Source organism: Enterobacter sp. T1-1, from assembly GCF_000710795.1.
Classification (GTDB): domain Bacteria; phylum Pseudomonadota; class Gammaproteobacteria; order Enterobacterales; family Enterobacteriaceae; genus Enterobacter; species Enterobacter cloacae.
Genome location: NZ_JALW01000102.1, coordinates 1 through 16,226, shown reverse-complemented (window position 1 = coordinate 16,226; position 16,226 = coordinate 1). Strand labels below are relative to the sequence as shown.

At 54.6% G+C, this 16,226-nt stretch carries 11 protein-coding genes; 3 read left to right on the top strand and 8 right to left on the bottom strand.

Annotated features, from left to right (window positions below):
* Positions 1-73: 73 nt before the first annotated feature.
* From queE to AK59_RS0122990, 3 genes are read right to left on the bottom strand one after another with little or no spacing between them, the layout of a single operon-like run.
* Positions 74-745: a 7-carboxy-7-deazaguanine synthase QueE gene (queE, locus tag AK59_RS0123000; protein ID WP_013098510.1), complete on the bottom strand. Its 672-nt coding sequence runs from the start codon at positions 743-745 to the stop codon at positions 74-76.
* Positions 746-799: 54 nt separating this feature from the next.
* Entirely contained in the window at positions 800-1,507 is a 708-nt protein-coding gene (locus AK59_RS0122995) for an N-acetylmannosamine-6-phosphate 2-epimerase (RefSeq protein WP_029883912.1), read from the bottom strand.
* Positions 1,507-3,066, bottom strand: a complete 1,560-nt coding sequence (locus tag AK59_RS0122990; protein WP_029883911.1) for a maltose/glucose-specific PTS transporter subunit IIC — start codon at positions 3,064-3,066, stop codon at positions 1,507-1,509. Before AK59_RS0122990 ends, AK59_RS0122995 begins: the two co-directional genes overlap by 1 nt.
* Before the next feature lie 166 nt (positions 3,067-3,232).
* On the opposite strand from AK59_RS0122990, the gene AK59_RS0122985 reads away from it, so the two are divergent.
* Together AK59_RS0122985 and AK59_RS0122980 are read left to right on the top strand one after the other, a co-directional pair.
* The gene (locus AK59_RS0122985; protein WP_029883910.1) at positions 3,233-4,057 is read left to right on the top strand and encodes a MurR/RpiR family transcriptional regulator; all 825 of its coding nucleotides are present in this window, start codon (positions 3,233-3,235) and stop codon (positions 4,055-4,057) included.
* A 356-nt stretch (positions 4,058-4,413) separates the two neighbouring features.
* Entirely contained in the window at positions 4,414-5,523 is a 1,110-nt protein-coding gene (locus AK59_RS0122980; protein ID WP_032618765.1) for an SDR family oxidoreductase, read from the top strand.
* Between the two features lie 53 nt (positions 5,524-5,576).
* Here AK59_RS0122980 and eno read toward each other — a convergent pair whose 3' ends face one another.
* From eno to rlmD, 5 genes are all read right to left on the bottom strand, one after another.
* Positions 5,577-6,875 (bottom strand): phosphopyruvate hydratase, encoded by a 1,299-nt coding sequence (eno, locus tag AK59_RS0122975; RefSeq protein ID WP_013098515.1) that lies wholly within the window; start codon positions 6,873-6,875, stop codon positions 5,577-5,579.
* Between the two features lie 81 nt (positions 6,876-6,956).
* Positions 6,957-8,594, bottom strand: a complete 1,638-nt coding sequence (gene pyrG / locus AK59_RS0122970) for a glutamine hydrolyzing CTP synthase (protein WP_013098516.1) — start codon at positions 8,592-8,594, stop codon at positions 6,957-6,959.
* A 223-nt stretch (positions 8,595-8,817) separates the two neighbouring features.
* Positions 8,818-9,609 carry a nucleoside triphosphate pyrophosphohydrolase gene (gene mazG, locus AK59_RS0122965; RefSeq protein WP_029883908.1) on the bottom strand — a complete coding sequence of 264 codons (792 nt, stop codon included), beginning with the start codon at positions 9,607-9,609 and terminating at the stop codon, positions 8,818-8,820.
* Positions 9,610-9,675: 66 nt separating this feature from the next.
* Entirely contained in the window at positions 9,676-11,907 is a 2,232-nt protein-coding gene (gene relA / locus AK59_RS0122960; protein ID WP_013098518.1) for a GTP diphosphokinase, read from the bottom strand.
* A gap of 51 nt (positions 11,908-11,958) precedes the next feature.
* A complete protein-coding gene (rlmD, locus tag AK59_RS0122955; RefSeq protein WP_029883907.1) occupies positions 11,959-13,257 on the bottom strand; it encodes a 23S rRNA (uracil(1939)-C(5))-methyltransferase RlmD in 1,299 nt (432 codons plus the stop codon).
* A 57-nt stretch (positions 13,258-13,314) separates the two neighbouring features.
* Here rlmD and barA point away from each other — a divergent pair, with 57 nt between their 5' ends.
* The gene (gene barA / locus AK59_RS0122950) at positions 13,315-16,074 is read left to right on the top strand and encodes a two-component sensor histidine kinase BarA (protein WP_023620554.1); all 2,760 of its coding nucleotides are present in this window, start codon (positions 13,315-13,317) and stop codon (positions 16,072-16,074) included.
* Positions 16,075-16,226: the final 152 nt, after the last annotated feature.

Genomic DNA, 16,226 nt, shown 5'->3' with positions numbered 1-16,226 from the left:
CGGCTTCGCCTTACCCGGCCAACAAAAGCCTGGAAACGTAGGCCCGGTAAGCGCTAGCGCCACCGGGCTTTTTTTAGGCAATATTCAGGTATTTGTGCGTCTGCATCGACAGGCGCCAGTTACGCGCGATACAGGTTTCAATGCACAGGCGCGTGGCGTCTTCTTTCTGGCTGATAGGCTGCAGCGCAATCACGCGCTGTTTTTCGTCCGTCAGCGTCGCCAGCAGTTCATCCAGCGCTTCGATATCACGTACTCGCCCTACCGGGTGTTTAATCTCATCAGCACGTTCCAGCGCCTGAGACAGTACGTCGTACCCGCCGCGCATGTTTACTTTAGGCGATACCGTTACCCAGGTGGTGTGGGAGCAGCGCACTTCATGCGTACCGCTGGTTTCAATCTGGCAACTGTAGCCGTTCTTTTCGAGCAGTTCGGTCAGCGGCGTCAGATCGTGGATGCAGGGTTCGCCCCCGGTAATGACCACATGGCGCGCCGTCCAGCCCTGGCGGCCAATAATGGCCAGCAGATCTTCCGCGCTGCCAGCACCCCACTTATCGCTCTCTTTGGTTTTCGCCAGAACGCTAAACAGCGACACTTCCCGATCTGCGAGTTTATCCCACGTATGTTTGGTATCACACCAGGCACAGCCAACCGGGCATCCCTGTAAACGAATAAAAATTGCGGGAACACCGGTAAAGTAACCCTCGCCTTGCAGGGTCTGGAACATCTCGTTAATCGGGTACTGCATAGTCATCTCAGTTAAGGGGATAAACGATAAGTATCGCAGATCCCCGTGAGATGGTCATGCTCGATCGGTGCTTTGCGCGTCAATTGCCGCCATAAAGCGTTCCGTAATCTGCTGCGGGCGGGTGATTGCCCCACCCACCACCACCATATGCGCCCCCAGCGCAAGACATCTGGCGGCGCGTTCCGGGGTGTCCACGTTACCTTCGGCCACCACCGGTACCGTGACGGCTGCCAGTACCGCTTTCAGAAACTGACAGTCTTCATCGGGTAAGGCGTGTCCGGCGGTCTGCGCGGTATAGCCGTAAAGCGTGGTCCCGACACAATCAAACCCCAGCGCCTGCGCCGTGACGGCCTCATCAACAGTGGCTATATCAGCCATAAGCAGCACCGAGGGGTAACGGGTACGAATGCGCGTAACCAGCGTTGCCAGAGATTCCCCGCCAGGCCGCGCCCTGTCGGTCGCATCAAGCGCAATGATCGCCGGGGAGACGGTCATCAGTTCATCCACCTCTTTCATCGTCGCGGTGATAAACACCTCGCTGTCGGGGTACTCCCGCTTGATGATGCCAATAACCGGCAGCGTAACCTGCTCTTTAATCGCCTCGATATCCACCACGCTGTTAGCACGGATGGCCGCAGCCCCTCCCTGACGCGCCGCCAGCGCCATCCGCGACATAATAAACGGGCTATGCAACGGTTCGTTCTCGAGCGCCTGACAGGAGACGACCAGTTTTCCCTTCAGGGTATCCAGTACAGTTTTCATTACGATAAGATCTCTTCCACTTCGTTTTTGATAATCGTGACATGCGGACCATAAATGACCTGAACGCCATTCCCGCGCACAATCACGCCGCGCGCACCGGTGGCTTTCAGCGCCGCGTCATTCACTTTGCTGCCGTCTTTAACCGTGACGCGAAGACGCGTGGCGCAGCAGTCCACCTCTTCCAGATTGTCTTTTCCGCCCAGTCCGGCGATCACTGCACTTGCGCGTTCGTTCTGGGCGAACGTCACGTCATTGGCCACCGCCTCCTTTTCCCGACCCGGCGTGGCAAAATCAAAGCGATTAATCAGATATCGGAACGTGAAGTAGTAGAGGAAGAACCACGGTACGCCCACCAGCGGCACTAACATCCAGTGGGTTTTGGCCTCCCCCTGCAAAATGCCGAACAGCACAAAGTCGATAAAACCGCCGGAGAAGGTCTGCCCAATGGTGATGTGTAAAATATGCGCGAGCATAAACGCCAGCCCGTCAAAAAATGCGTGAATGACGTACAGCACCGGCGCGATAAACAGGAAGGAGAACTCGATGGGCTCGGTGATCCCCGTCAGGAAGGAGGTTAATGCCGCTGAAAGCAACAACCCCGCGACGCGTTTTTTGTTCTCCGGTTTAGCCGTGTGGTACATCGCAAGGCAGGCCCCGAGCAAACCAAACATCATCGTGATAAAGCGCCCGGACATGAAGCGCGACGTTCCTTCATAAAACTGGCGCGTCGTGGGATCGGCCAGCTGAGCGAAGAAGATCCGCTGCGTACCTTCAACCAGTTGTCCGTTGACAATCTCGCTGCCGCCAAGCGCGGTGGTCCAGAACGGAAGGTAGAAGATGTGGTGTAAACCGAACGGGCCCAGCATGCGCAAAATGAAGCCGTACAGCAGTGTTCCCAGATAACCGGTCGCATCCACCAGCCCGCCCAGACCAAAGATCAGCTTCTGGAAATGTGGCCAGACTACGGTCATTAAGGCTCCGACCAGGATCGCAGCCAGTGAGCTGATAATCGGCACAAAGCGTGACCCGCCAAAGAATCCCAGAAATTGTGGCAGCGCGATCTTATTAAACCGATGATGCAGCGCGCAGGTCACAAGACCAATGACCACCCCACCAAATACGCCGGTCTCCAGCGTCTGGATCCCCAGCGTCATGCCTTGCCCGACCGCCCCGGGATTCTCGTGCGCCAGTTTTCCGGTGAGGATCAGCAGTGCGTTAATGGTGGCATTCATGACCAGAAACGCGAGTAACGCCGCCAGCCCTGCCGTACCTTTATCATTTTTTGCCAGCCCGACGGCAACCCCAACGGCAAACAGCACCGACAGATTCGCGAACACAATCGAACCGGCGCTGCTCATGATGGTGAAAATAGCCTGTAACCAGTCCACATCCAAAAACGGATATGCCGTAAGCGTATTGGGATTCGATAACGCGCCGCCTATCCCCAGCAGCAGCCCCGCCGCAGGCAGTACGGCGATGGGCAACATAAAGGATTTGCCAAAGCGCTGCGCTTTTTCAAACCATCCGCCGGACGAAGCACCACTGAACATTTGCATCATTTTTTCATCCCCTTAGTTAACGATGAAAATTTTTACCACAATTATATTTAATAGTGAAAATTACCATCAGAAACCAGGACGACGATCATACTTTTTCGAAATGACTGGCATCCCTGCCCCGCTTTCCGCCACACTAGGACGCAGAGAAACGCATTAAGGATCTAGCATGTCAGACCATGAAAACCTGCTGCTGAAGCTGCGCCAGGAGGCTTCCGGGTACAGCCCCACGCAAAAAAAACTGGGAGAGTTTGTTCTCAACGATCCGGCCCGGGTGCTCTACCTGACGATCACCGAACTGGCACGGGAGAGCCACACCAGTGAAGCCAGCGTGACGCGTCTTTGCCGGACGCTCGGCTGCAAAGGCTATAACGAATTCAAGATGGCACTGGCGCTGGATATCCAGCAGGGTCAGCCCGCACGCGTGGCCGGGGACGAAATTGATAACGTCGTCGATGAGTCTGTTCAGGCGCTGCAGGATACCGCCAGACTGCTCGACAGAGCACTGCTGGAAAAGGCCGCTCAGGCGCTGCATCAGGCGCAAGCCGTACAAATATATGGGGTGGCCGCCAGCGCGATCCTCGGTGAGTATTTACATTACAAACTGTTGCGACTCGGCAAACCTGCACAGCTTTTTAGCGATATGCATCGTGCGGCCATGAATGCAGCAACGCTTTCAGAAGGGACGCTGGTGGTGGCCATTTCCAGTTCCGGTTCAACGCGGGATTTGCTCCACGTCGTAAAACTTGCACGCAAACGCGGCGTTAAGGTGTTATCCCTTAGCAATACGCCCCGCAGCCCGCTGGCTTCGCTTAGCGATATGCAGCTGGTCGCCGCAAAACCGGAAGGGCCACTCAGCGCAGGCGCGCTCAATGCTAAAGTGGGCGTAATGTTACTGGTTGAGTTACTTACAACTTCCCTGATTGCGATTGATGGCCATTACGGTGAGGTTAGCCAGCAAACCGCGAGTGCAACGCTGCCTTTATTACTCTAAAACCCTTTGCAGGCTAAATAAAATAGCCTGCATGGCGTGATGTCGATTCCATTTAAGTGCTGATACGGTTATTTCGTGCGCGGCATAATGGTGTAACAAATTATTTTATTTATTACATATTCAATGAGTGTTAAAAGCAATAAAATCGCACAAATAATATAACAAAATCAGCATGTTAAAATTATTTTATTTATAAATTGAATTTTTCTTACTCCGCTAGTGTCCAATATTTCCACCTGAATTCCTTACCTTAAAATAAGCTTAAGACGCCGTCAGCTTTGCCATTTTTCTATTTAAATGCCGTTTACTTTTGCCTGCCTACAATCCGCCTCATCAATCATTATGAGACGGTATAGATTAATATGTTATTTATTACAGGCGTGACTGGTTTTCTGGGCGGTGCAGTACTTGAAAAAATACTGACCAGCAATAGTTCAGTAAAATTACTGCTGCTTGCGCGCGCCAGTGACCCGCAACAAGGGCTGGAACGCGTGCGGGACAACATGCGTAAATTCAAGGTTTCAGAGGAGACGCTGGCCGCGTTGAGCGAGGAGAATATCCTTATCGGCGATCTCAGCCAGCCGGAGGGGTTCCTGAACGACCCGCGTCTGGAGCAGGTGACGCATGTTCTTAACTGCGCGGCCGTCGCGTCATTTGGTAACAATCCGCTGATCTGGAAAGTGAATGTGGAGGGGACGCTGGCGCTCGCCAGACGCATGAATCAGGTTGTCGGTTTACAGCGCTTTCTGCATGTGGGAACAGCCATGTCGTGCACGCCGGAGCAGGATTCGCTGGTCGCCGAAAGCGCGGAGTTCAGAGAGAACGCCGAGCATCTGGTGGAATATACGTATTCGAAATCCACCATTGAACAACTGATGCGCCAGCACTGCCCCAACCTGCCGCTGCTCATCGCCCGTCCGTCCATCGTGGTCGGCCATACCCGTCATGGCTGTACGCCGTCGAGCAGCATTTTCTGGGTCTTCAGCATGGGGCTAATGCTGCAAAAATTCATGTGCTCAATGGAAGACAAAATAGATGTCGTCCCGGTGGATTACTGCGCCGATGCGCTGCTGATGTTGCTTAACAGCACTGCGCAGCCGGGAGAAGTGGTACATATTTCTGCCGGAGAAGAGAACAGCGTGCGCTTTGCGGATATTGATAATGCGATGGCACAGGCGCTGGAGAAAGCCCCGGTCGGTGATAAGTATGCCCAGGTAAGTTACGAAACGCTGGTCAGAATGCGCCGTGAGCTGAAGGATATTTTTGGCCCCTGCAACGAACGGCTGATGCTGAGAGCAATGCGCTTATACGGGGCCTTTGCCACGCTGAACGTACGTTTTAGCAACGACAAGCTGCTCAGTATGGGCATGCCTAAACCGCCGCGTTTTACGGACTATATTGCCCGCTGCGTACAAACTACCCGGGGGTTGAGCATCCCGGAGCAAATGGCGGTTGATTTCAAATAACCAAAAAAAATGCCAGTCTTTCGACTGGCATTTTCATTTTAAGGCTTAAGCAATTATGCCTGGCCTTTGATCTCTTTACGACCGTTGTATGGTGCTTTTTCGCCCAGCGCTTCTTCGATACGAATCAGCTGGTTGTATTTAGCAACACGGTCAGAACGGCTCATAGAACCGGTTTTGATCTGGCCTGCAGCGGTACCAACAGCCAGGTCAGCGATGGTAGCGTCTTCAGTTTCGCCAGAACGGTGAGAGATAACAGCGGTGTAGCCAGCGTCTTTCGCCATTTTGATCGCAGCCAGAGTTTCGGTCAGAGAACCGATCTGGTTGAATTTGATCAGGATGGAGTTAACGATGCCTTTCTCGATGCCTTCTTTCAGGATCTTGGTGTTGGTTACGAACAGATCGTCACCAACCAGCTGGATTTTGTCGCCCAGTACTTTAGTCTGGTATGCGAAACCATCCCAGTCAGACTCGTCCAGACCGTCTTCGATAGAAACGATTGGGTACTGTTTGGTCAGGTCTTCCAGGAAGTGAGTGAACTCTTCAGAGGTGAACGCTTTGTTGCCTTCGCCAGCCAGAACGTATTTACCGTCTTTGTAGAATTCAGATGCTGCGCAGTCCATCGCCAGAGTGATGTCTTTGCCCAGCTCATAGCCAGCGGCTTTTACTGCTTCAGCGATAACAGCCAGTGCTTCTGCGTTAGAACCCAGGTTTGGCGCGTAGCCACCTTCGTCACCCACAGCCGTATTCATACCTTTAGCTTTCAGAACTTTAGCCAGGTTGTGGAACACTTCAGAACCCATACGTACTGCTTCTTTCAGGGTTTTCGCGCCAACTGGCTGAATCATGAATTCCTGAATATCAACGTTGTTGTCTGCGTGCTCACCACCGTTGATGATGTTCATCATTGGTACAGGCATGGAGTATTTGCCTGGGGTGCCGTTCAGTTCAGCGATGTGCTCGAACAGTGGCATACCTTTCGCTGCCGCAGCGGCTTTGGCGTTCGCAAGGGAAACCGCCAGGATTGCGTTCGCACCGAAGTTAGATTTGTTTTCAGTACCGTCCAGATCGATCATGATCTTGTCGATGCCAGCCTGGTCTTTAGCGTCTTTGCCAATGATTGCCTGAGCAATAGGACCGTTTACAGCGCCAACAGCTTTCAGTACGCCTTTGCCCATGAAACGGGATTTGTCGCCATCGCGCAGTTCCAGCGCTTCGCGGGAACCAGTAGAAGCACCTGATGGAGCAGCTGCCATACCGACGAAACCACCTTCCAGATGAACTTCGGCTTCAACGGTCGGGTTACCACGGGAGTCGATGATTTCACGACCGATGACTTTAACGATTTTGGACATTAGATTTTCCTCAGTACAAGTTAAACTAAAACTCCAGACAAACAACGCGTACCGGAGGTACGCGTTGCCGTTCTAACTTTTTTACTTCGCCTGACGCTTCTGATACTCGCTGGCGGCTTTCACGAAACCTGCAAACAGCGGATGCCCGTCACGTGGCGTTGAAGTAAATTCCGGGTGGAATTGGCAGGCGACAAACCACGGGTGGTTTGGCACTTCGATGATCTCGACTAACTGATCATCCCCGGAGCGGCCCGCAACACGCAGACCCGCAGCTTCAATTTGTTTCAACAACATGTTGTTGACTTCATAGCGGTGACGATGACGCTCGGTGATGACCGGTTCGCCATACAGCTTACGAACCACGCTATCGTCAGACAGCTGGCAGGCCTGTGCGCCAAGACGCATAGTGCCACCCAGATCGCTCTTCTCGGTACGGACTTCGACGTTACCGTCTTCGTCGCGCCATTCAGTGATAAGCGCCACTACAGGGTACTTACAGTCTGGCACAAATTCCGTAGAGTTCGCGTTTTCCATTCCCGCTACGTTGCGCGCAAATTCGATTAGCGCAACCTGCATACCCAGGCAGATGCCGAGGTATGGAATATTGTTTTCACGCGCATAGCGTGCAGTGGCGATCTTGCCTTCTACACCACGGTAGCCGAAGCCGCCAGGGATGAGAATCGCATCCAGATCTTTCAGAATTTCGACGCCACGTGTTTCAACATCCTGCGAATCAATCAGCTTGATGTTCACGGAGACGCGGTTCTTCAGACCACCGTGTTTCAGCGCTTCGATAACGGACTTATAGGCATCCGGCAGTTCGATGTACTTGCCGACCATACCAATAGTCACTTCACCAGCCGGATTGGCTTCTTCATAAATAACCTGTTCCCATTCAGACAGGTTAGCTTCCGGACAGTTCAAGCTGAATCGTTTACAAATATAATCGTCCAGGCCCTGTGATTTCAACAGGCCCGGGATTTTATAAATGGAATCGACATCTTTCATTGAAATAACGGCTTTTTCAGGCACGTTACAGAACAATGCAATTTTCGCACGTTCGTTCGCCGGAACCGCGCGATCGGAGCGGCAAACCAGAATGTCAGGCTGAATACCGATGGAGAGCAGCTCTTTCACGGAGTGCTGAGTCGGTTTGGTTTTCACTTCACCTGCGGCTGCCATGTAAGGCACCAGCGTCAGGTGCATGAACAGCGCGTGTTCACGACCGATATCAACCGCCAGCTGGCGAATCGCTTCCAGGAACGGCAGGGATTCGATATCCCCCACGGTACCGCCGATTTCAACCAGCACCACGTCGTGGCCTTCGCCACCCGCAATGATGCGTTCTTTGATAGCGTTAGTGATGTGCGGGATAACCTGAACGGTTGCACCCAGATAATCACCACGGCGCTCTTTACGCAGAACGTCGGAGTAGATACGACCAGTCGTGAAGTTATTACGACGGGTCATTTTGGTGCGAATGAAACGCTCGTAGTGGCCAAGATCCAGATCGGTTTCAGCGCCGTCTTCAGTAACGAACACTTCCCCGTGTTGGATTGGGCTCATGGTGCCAGGATCGACGTTGATGTACGGATCCAGTTTCATCATGGTCACATTGAGGCCACGGGCTTCAAGAATGGCTGCGAGGGAGGCTGCGGCAATGCCTTTACCCAGAGAGGATACGACCCCGCCGGTCACAAAAATATAGTTCGTTGTCATGCTGAACCTGAGAAGTTAGGGTGAAACGATGGAATAACCAGGACGGGAAAGTAGTATACCCGAACACGGCGAGCGCCACAAACTTTCATTCTCCGTCTCCATTCCAGGCCATGACAAACATAAGGAGTGAGAAAATAGCCCCTTTTGGGTAAATGTTTTTGACGCAAATCAAGCGCTTGTCATTTAAAAAATCACACAAATTGCGCTTGATCGCAAAATTCCGTTAGAGATCAGATTCCTGGCGTTTTACTTCCTGCCAGACTTCTTCCATCACATCGAGGTCAATTCCGGTCATTTCCAGGCCGCGCGAGGCCACAATGCGCTCGACTTCGCGAAAGCGTCGTTCAAACTTAAGGTTGGCTTTTTGCAGGGCCGTTTCCGCTTTTACACCCAGGTGGCGCGAAAGGTTTACGGTCGCAAACAGCAGATCGCCCATCTCTTCTTCAAGCTTTGCTTCATCCACCACGGCCTGCTGCGCTTCGTGCATCACTTCGTCGATTTCTTCATGGACTTTGTCCAGTACCGGGCCAAGCGAGTGCCAGTCAAACCCTACTGCCGAGCAGCGTTTCTGGATCTTATGGGCACGCATCAGGGCGGGCAGACTCAGCGGGATGTCATCCAGCGCGGAGTGTTGGGATTTTTCAGCCCGCTCGGCGCTTTTAATCTGCTCCCAGCGCGCCAGCACTTCCGCGCTGTTGCCCGCCGTGGCATCGCCAAAGATATGCGGATGGCGGCGCTCAAGCTTGTCGCTAATGGCGGCGCAGATATCGTCAAAATTAAAGCGCCCCTCTTCCTGCGCCATCTGCGCATAGAACACCACCTGGAACAGCAGGTCACCGAGTTCGCCGCGCAGGTCGTCAAAGTCCTCACGTGAAATGGCGTCCAGTACTTCATAGGTCTCTTCGAGGGTGTACGGGGCGATAGTCGCGAAAGTCTGCTCTTTATCCCACGGGCAGCCGTTTTCCGGGTCACGCAGGCGTTTCATGATGCCGAGCAGGCGGTCGATTTGAGTCATAGTACTGTCCTGATGAAAAAATGCCGGGTGGCGGCGTTGCCTTACCCGGCTTACAGAAGAGGATGTTTAACCGCCGTGGAGACGACGCGCGTCAATCACATCCGGGACCTGGTTCAGTTTGCCAAGCACGCGGCCCAGCACCTGCAGGTTGTAGATTTCGATGGTCATATCGATGGTGGCAAGCTGCTCGCGGGTATCGCTGCGGCTGGCAACGCCCAGCACGTTGACCTTCTCATTGGCAAGAATGGTCGTAATGTCGCGCAGCAGTCCACTGCGGTCGTTGGCGGTGACGCGCACCACCAGCGAGTAGCCGGCAGAGTAGCTTTCACCCCAGACGGCTTCAACGATGCGTTCCGGCGCATGCGACTGCAGCTCAGCAAGCTGGTCACAGTCTGAACGGTGAATCGAAATCCCGCGCCCCTGGGTGATAAAGCCGACAATGTCGTCCCCCGGGATAGGCTGGCAGCAGCGGGCGATATGGTGCATCAGATTGCCGACGCCTTCCACCACCACGCGGCCATTGTCTTTGCTGCGCTGCTGCGGGGCGTAGGTTTTCTGCTGCAGCTGTTTCAGCGCCGCCGCATCCTGCTCTGCCGCACTTGGCTTGTTGAACTGCGCCTGCAGGAAATTCACCATCTGGTTGAGACGAATATCGCCGCCGCCAATGGCCGCTAACAGCTCATCGAGCTCATTAAAGTTGTAACGCGGCAGCAGGAACTTCTCCGCCTCTTTCAGGCTGATGCCTATATGCTCCAGCTCGTCATCCAGGATCTGGCGACCAGCAAGGATGTTCTTGTCACGATCCTGTTTACGGAACCAGGCGTGAATTTTGGAGCGTCCGCGGCTGGTGGTGACATACCCCAGGTTCGGGTTCAGCCAGTCACGGCTCGGGTTTGGCTGCTTCTGGGTGATGATTTCAATCTGATCGCCCATCTGCAGCTGGTAGGTGAACGGTACAATGCGCCCGCCGATTTTCGCACCAATGCAGCGGTGCCCGACATCGCTGTGGATGTGATAGGCAAAGTCGAGCGGCGTTGACCCGGCAGGCAGGTCGACAACGTCCCCTTTCGGCGTAAAGACGTACACCCGGTCGTCGAAGACCTGGCTGCGCACTTCGTCGAGCATCTCGCCGGAGTCGGCCATCTCCTCCTGCCACGCAATCAGCTTACGCAGCCAGGCAATGCGGTCTTCGTGACCGGTGCGCGCTCCGCCCGAGGTGCCCTCTTTGTATTTCCAGTGCGCGGCGACACCCAGCTCGGCGTCTTCGTGCATCTGTTTGGTACGGATCTGAATTTCAACCGTTTTACCGCCGGGGCCCAGCACCACGGTATGAATAGACTGGTAGCCGTTAGGTTTCGGGTTGGCGACATAGTCATCGAACTCATCCGGCAGATGGCGGAAGTGCGTGTGCACGATCCCCAGTGCGGCGTAGCAGTCCTGCAGACGCTCCGCCACAATACGCACGGCACGCACGTCGAACAGCTCGTCAAAGGCGAGGTGTTTCTTCTGCATTTTGCGCCAGATGCTGTAGATATGCTTTGGCCGACCGTACACTTCGGCACGGACGTTCTCTTCCTTCATCGACTGGCGCAACCCGCTGACAAATTCTTCAATATAGTGTTCGCGGTCGATACGGCGTTCATGCAGCAGTTTCGCAATGCGCTTATATTCCGCCGGGTGCAGGTAACGGAAGCAGTAGTCTTCCAGCTCCCATTTGAGCTGACCAATGCCTAAGCGGTTCGCCAGCGGCGCATAGATGTTTGTGCACTCTTTGGCGGCGAGTACGCGCTCATCTTCCGGCGCGTCCTTCACTTCACGCAGGTGGGCGATACGCTCGGCAAGCTTGATGACCACGCAGCGGAAATCATCCACCATGGCCAGCAGCATCCGGCGAACGTTATCGACCTGTTCAGAGGAGACGGAATCGGTGTGCGCGGCTTTGAGCTGACGAATGGCCGCCATATCGCGGACACCGTGGATCAGCGCCACGACCGATTTTCCGACGCTTTCACGCAGCACGTCTTCCGTGACGACGTCCGCATCGGCAAGCGGGAACAGAAGCGCGGCCTGCAGCGTTTCGATATCCATATTGAGCATGGATAAGATTTCGACCATCTCCACGCCGCGCCATAGCAGCAGCTCGGCGTCCGGATGCCCCAGCGTGGTGCGCTGACAATAGGCCCAGGTTTCGGTTAAGCGTTCACACGACTGCTGGCTGGAAATTCCCAGACTTGCGATCCATTTTTGAGGGTCAAACTCACCAGCTTTATTAAGATGTGCACTTCTTACCGCAACCATCGTCCTCTCCTTTAGGGACCAGGGCCTGTCGAAGTCGACAAGCCAAACTAATTAGATGTGCTCGAACAACACCATTGATTCCAGATGCCCAGTGTGCGGGAACATGTCCAGCATTGCCAGACGCTGAATCTGGTAACCCGCGCTGAGTAATGCCTCGCTATCCCGGGCAAGCGTTGCCGGGTTACAGGAAACGTAGACCACGCGTTTCGGGGCGAGTTTAATTATATGTTGCATCACGCCCGGTGCGCCTGCCCGTGCCGGGTCGAGCAGGATTTTGTCAAAGCCCTGTTTTGCCCAGGGCTGCTGCGTGACATCTTCCTCCAGATTTTGATGAAAGAATGTCACATTTTGCAAGCCGTTCTGTTGCGCATTCTCCTGGCCTTTCGCCACCAGCGCGTCGACGCCTTCTACCCCCACAACACTCGCCGCTCTACGGGCCAGCGGCAGCGTGAAATTGCCCATGCCGCAGAAGAGATCAAGCACGCGGTCGGTCGGCTGGACATCCAGCCACGTCAGCGCGGTTTCGATCATCTGCTGATTGACGCCGTCATTAACCTGGATGAAATCCCGCGGACTGAACGTTAAGCGTAGTCCGTTTGACGCATACCAGGGCGCGTCACCTGTAACCTGCTCCAGTATCTCGCTTTGTGGGGCGAGAAAAAGCGCCAGCTCGTGGGAATGCGAAAAGCGTTCCAGTTTTTCGCGGTCTTTTTTGGACAGCGGCGCGGTATGGCGCAGCACCATCAGCGGACCATTGTTTGCCAGGACCAGTTCCACGTGCCCGAGGTGGCGAACACTGTCCAGCCCGGACAGGCATGCGTGCACGTCCGGGAGCAATGCCTCAAGACGGGGCACCAAAATGGGGCATCGCCTGATATCGACGATGTCGCTGGAGCCCGCTTTGCGAAACCCCATCTCCAGCCGCTCGTTTTTGGGCTGATAGCTAAGGCTCAGCCGTGCGCGACGACGATAGCCCCAGGGTTGGTCGGCAATGATGTCGTCAACGTCATGCCTGAGCAGGCGTGCCAGGGCATTACTCTTACTTTTTTGCTGTAAAACTACGCTGGCATGTTGTTGCTGGCAGCCTCCGCAGACGCCAAAATGCGGGCAGCGTGGCTCTGTGCGCTCCGGGCTGGTGGTCAGACGACGCTTCACCTTCCCGCGTGCGTACTGGCGTTTATCTTCCGTCAGCGTAATTTCTGCTCGTTCTGTGGGCAGCAAACCTGTTATAAACAGTGTCTTACCATTGTGATGCGCGACGCCCTGACCAAAAGGGTCAAGGTCCGTGGCTTCGACAGTGATGATCTGACGCGTCGTCACGCGTCGCTTTGCAGAGTAGAATTGCGCCATCGCCGGGAATTTTCTCAAATATACATAATTATCTTAATTGTCCCATAACGGAACGCCATGACCAACTACAGCCTGCGCGCGCGCATGATGATTTTGATCCTCGCCCCCACCGTTCTCATCGGTTTGCTGCTGAGCATCTTCTTCGTTGTGCACCGCTATAACGACCTGCAGCGACAGCTGGAAGATGCCGGAGCCAGCATCATCGAACCGCTGGCCGTGTCCAGCGAATACGGGATGAACCTGCAAAACCGCGAATCGATTGGTCAGTTAATCAGTGTGTTGCATCGCCGCCACTCGGATATTGTGCGTGCGATCTCCGTCTATGACGAGCATAACCGACTGTTCGTCACCTCTAATTTTCATCTTGATCCGGCAGCGTTAAAAATTCCTGACGGTTCGCCCTTCCCGCGCCATCTCACGGTGATGCGACGGGGCGATATTATGATCCTGCGCACACCGATTATTTCGGAAAGTTATTCGCCGGATGAGTCCGCGCAATCCGACGCCAAGTCCAGCAGCAATATGCTCGGATATGTGGCGCTGGAGCTGGACCTCAAGTCGGTGCGACTGCAGCAGTACAAAGAGATTTTTATCTCCGGCGTGATGATGCTGTTCTGTATCGGCATTGCGCTTATCTTCGGCTGGCGACTGATGCGCGATGTGACCGGGCCCATCCGCAATATGGTCAACACCGTTGACCGCATTCGCCGTGGCCAACTCGATAGCCGCGTGGAAGGGTTTATGCTGGGCGAGCTGGACATGCTGAAAAACGGCATCAACTCGATGGCGATGTCGCTGGCGGCCTATCACGAAGAGATGCAGCATAACGTGGATCAGGCCACTTCGGATCTGCGCGAAACGCTGGAACAGATGGAGATCCAGAACGTCGAGCTGGATCTGGCGAAAAAGCGTGCCCAGGAGGCTGCCCGCATTAAATCGGAGTTCCTTGCCAATATGTCACACGAGCTGCGTACGCCGCTCAATGGCGTGATTGGCTTTACCCGCCTGACCCTGAAGAGCGAGCTTAACCCCACCCAGCGCGATCACCTGCACACCATTGAACGTTCGGCTAACAATCTGCTGGCGATCATTAATGACGTGCTGGACTTCTCCAAGCTGGAAGCGGGCAAGCTGATCCTGGAGAGCATTCCGTTCCCGCTGCGCAGTACGCTTGATGAGGTGGTTACGCTGCTGGCGCACTCGTCGCACGACAAAGGGCTTGAGCTGACGCTGAACATTAAAAACGACGTGCCGGATAACGTCATCGGCGATCCGCTGCGCCTGCAGCAGGTCATTACCAATCTTGTCGGTAATGCCATCAAATTTACCGAAAGCGGCAACATCGACATTCTGGTGGAAAAACGTGCCATCAGTAATAACAAAGTACAGATTGAAGTTCAGATCCGCGATACCGGCATTGGCATTCCCGAACGGGATCAATCCCGTCTGTTCCAGGCGTTTCGTCAGGCGGATGCGAGTATTTCGCGGCGTCACGGTGGTACGGGCCTGGGGCTGGTTATCACGCAAAAACTGGTTAAAGAGATGGGCGGCGATATCTCTTTCCACAGCCAGCCAAACCGGGGGTCGACGTTCTGGTTCCATATCAACCTGGATCTCAACCCGAACGTGCTGACGGACGGCCCGGTGACGGATTGCCTGAAAGGCAAGCGCCTCGCTTACGTGGAGCCGAACGCCGCCGCGGCCCAGTGCACGCTGGACATCTTAAGCACCACGCCGCTGGAGGTGGTCTACAGCCCGACCTTCTCTGCGCTTACCGTTGAGCATTACGACATCCTGCTGATGGGGATCCCGGTCACCTTTACCGGGGAGCTCACCATGCAGCAGGAACGGCTGGCGAAAGCCGCATCAATGACCGACTACCTGCTGCTGGCGCTGCCGTGCCATGCGCAAATCAATGCCGAAGAGTTGAAAAACGACGGGGCGGCCGCCTGTCTGCTTAAACCGCTCACCGCCACACGCTTGTTGCCTGCCCTGACGGCCTACTGCCGCCTGAATGAGCATGCCGTGGCGCTGGTTAATGACGAGCAGAGGCTGCCGATGAGCGTGATGGCGGTGGATGATAACCCGGCAAACCTGAAGCTGATTGGCGTGCTGCTTGAGGATCAGGTTCAGCATGTTGAGCTCTGCACAAGCGGTGCTGAAGCGGTTGAACTGGCCAAACAGATGCAGTTCGATTTGATTCTGATGGATATTCAAATGCCGGGTATGGATGGCATTCGCGCCTGCGAGCTTATCCGCCAGCTACCTCATCAACAGCAAACGCCGGTCATTGCCGTGACCGCACATGCGATGGCCGGACAGAAAGAGAAGCTGCTCGGCGCCGGAATGAACGATTATCTGGCGAAGCCTATCGACGAAGAGAAACTGCATAACCTGCTGCTGCGCTATAAGCCGGGGCATATCGGCGGTACGTATACCTTATCAGCAGAACCAGTTGAGATTAGCGTGAATCAGAACGCCACTTTTGACTGGCAGCTTGCGTTACGCCAGGCGGCGGGGAAACCTGATTTAGCCCGCGAGATGCTACAGATGCTGGTCGCGTTTCTGCCGGAAATTCGCAATAAGGTAGAAGAACAGCTGGTGGGCGAAAACCCGGAGGAGCTGCTGCAGGCTATCCACAAGCTGCACGGTAGCTGTGGTTACAGCGGCGTGCCCCGCCTGAAAAACCTCTGCCAGCTGCTGGAGCAGCAGCTACGCGCAGGGACACCAGAATCTGAACTGGAACCGGAGTTCCTTGAACTGCTGGATGAGATGGATAACGTGACGCGGGAAGCGATGAAGGTGTTAGGGAACTGAGATAAATGCCCGGTGGCGCGACGCTTACCGGGCCTACACCCTCACCCCTCTCCCACTGGGCTGAGGGATCCCCAGTAATATGGTCATGCCACCATGACCATATTACTGTACTCTTTTCCCAGCTTTTTCATCTCGTTAACTATATTCAGCCG

Bases quoted from the DNA above. Each gene is read 5' to 3' on its own strand.
- queE (WP_013098510.1), bottom strand. From the start codon at position 745: ATGCAGTACCCGATTAACGAGATGTTCCAGACCCTGCAAGGCGAGGGT.
- AK59_RS0122995 (WP_029883912.1), bottom strand. From the start codon at position 1,507: ATGAAAACTGTACTGGATACCCTGAAGGGAAAACTGGTCGTCTCCTGT.
- AK59_RS0122990 (WP_029883911.1), bottom strand. From the start codon at position 3,066: ATGATGCAAATGTTCAGTGGTGCTTCGTCCGGCGGATGGTTTGAAAAA.
- AK59_RS0122985 (WP_029883910.1), top strand. From the start codon at position 3,233: ATGTCAGACCATGAAAACCTGCTGCTGAAGCTGCGCCAGGAGGCTTCC.
- eno (WP_013098515.1), bottom strand. From the start codon at position 6,875: ATGTCCAAAATCGTTAAAGTCATCGGTCGTGAAATCATCGACTCCCGT.
- pyrG (WP_013098516.1), bottom strand. From the start codon at position 8,594: ATGACAACGAACTATATTTTTGTGACCGGCGGGGTCGTATCCTCTCTG.
- mazG (WP_029883908.1), bottom strand. From the start codon at position 9,609: ATGACTCAAATCGACCGCCTGCTCGGCATCATGAAACGCCTGCGTGAC.
- relA (WP_013098518.1), bottom strand. From the start codon at position 11,907: ATGGTTGCGGTAAGAAGTGCACATCTTAATAAAGCTGGTGAGTTTGAC.
- rlmD (WP_029883907.1), bottom strand. From the start codon at position 13,257: ATGGCGCAATTCTACTCTGCAAAGCGACGCGTGACGACGCGTCAGATC.
- barA (WP_023620554.1), top strand. From the start codon at position 13,315: ATGACCAACTACAGCCTGCGCGCGCGCATGATGATTTTGATCCTCGCC.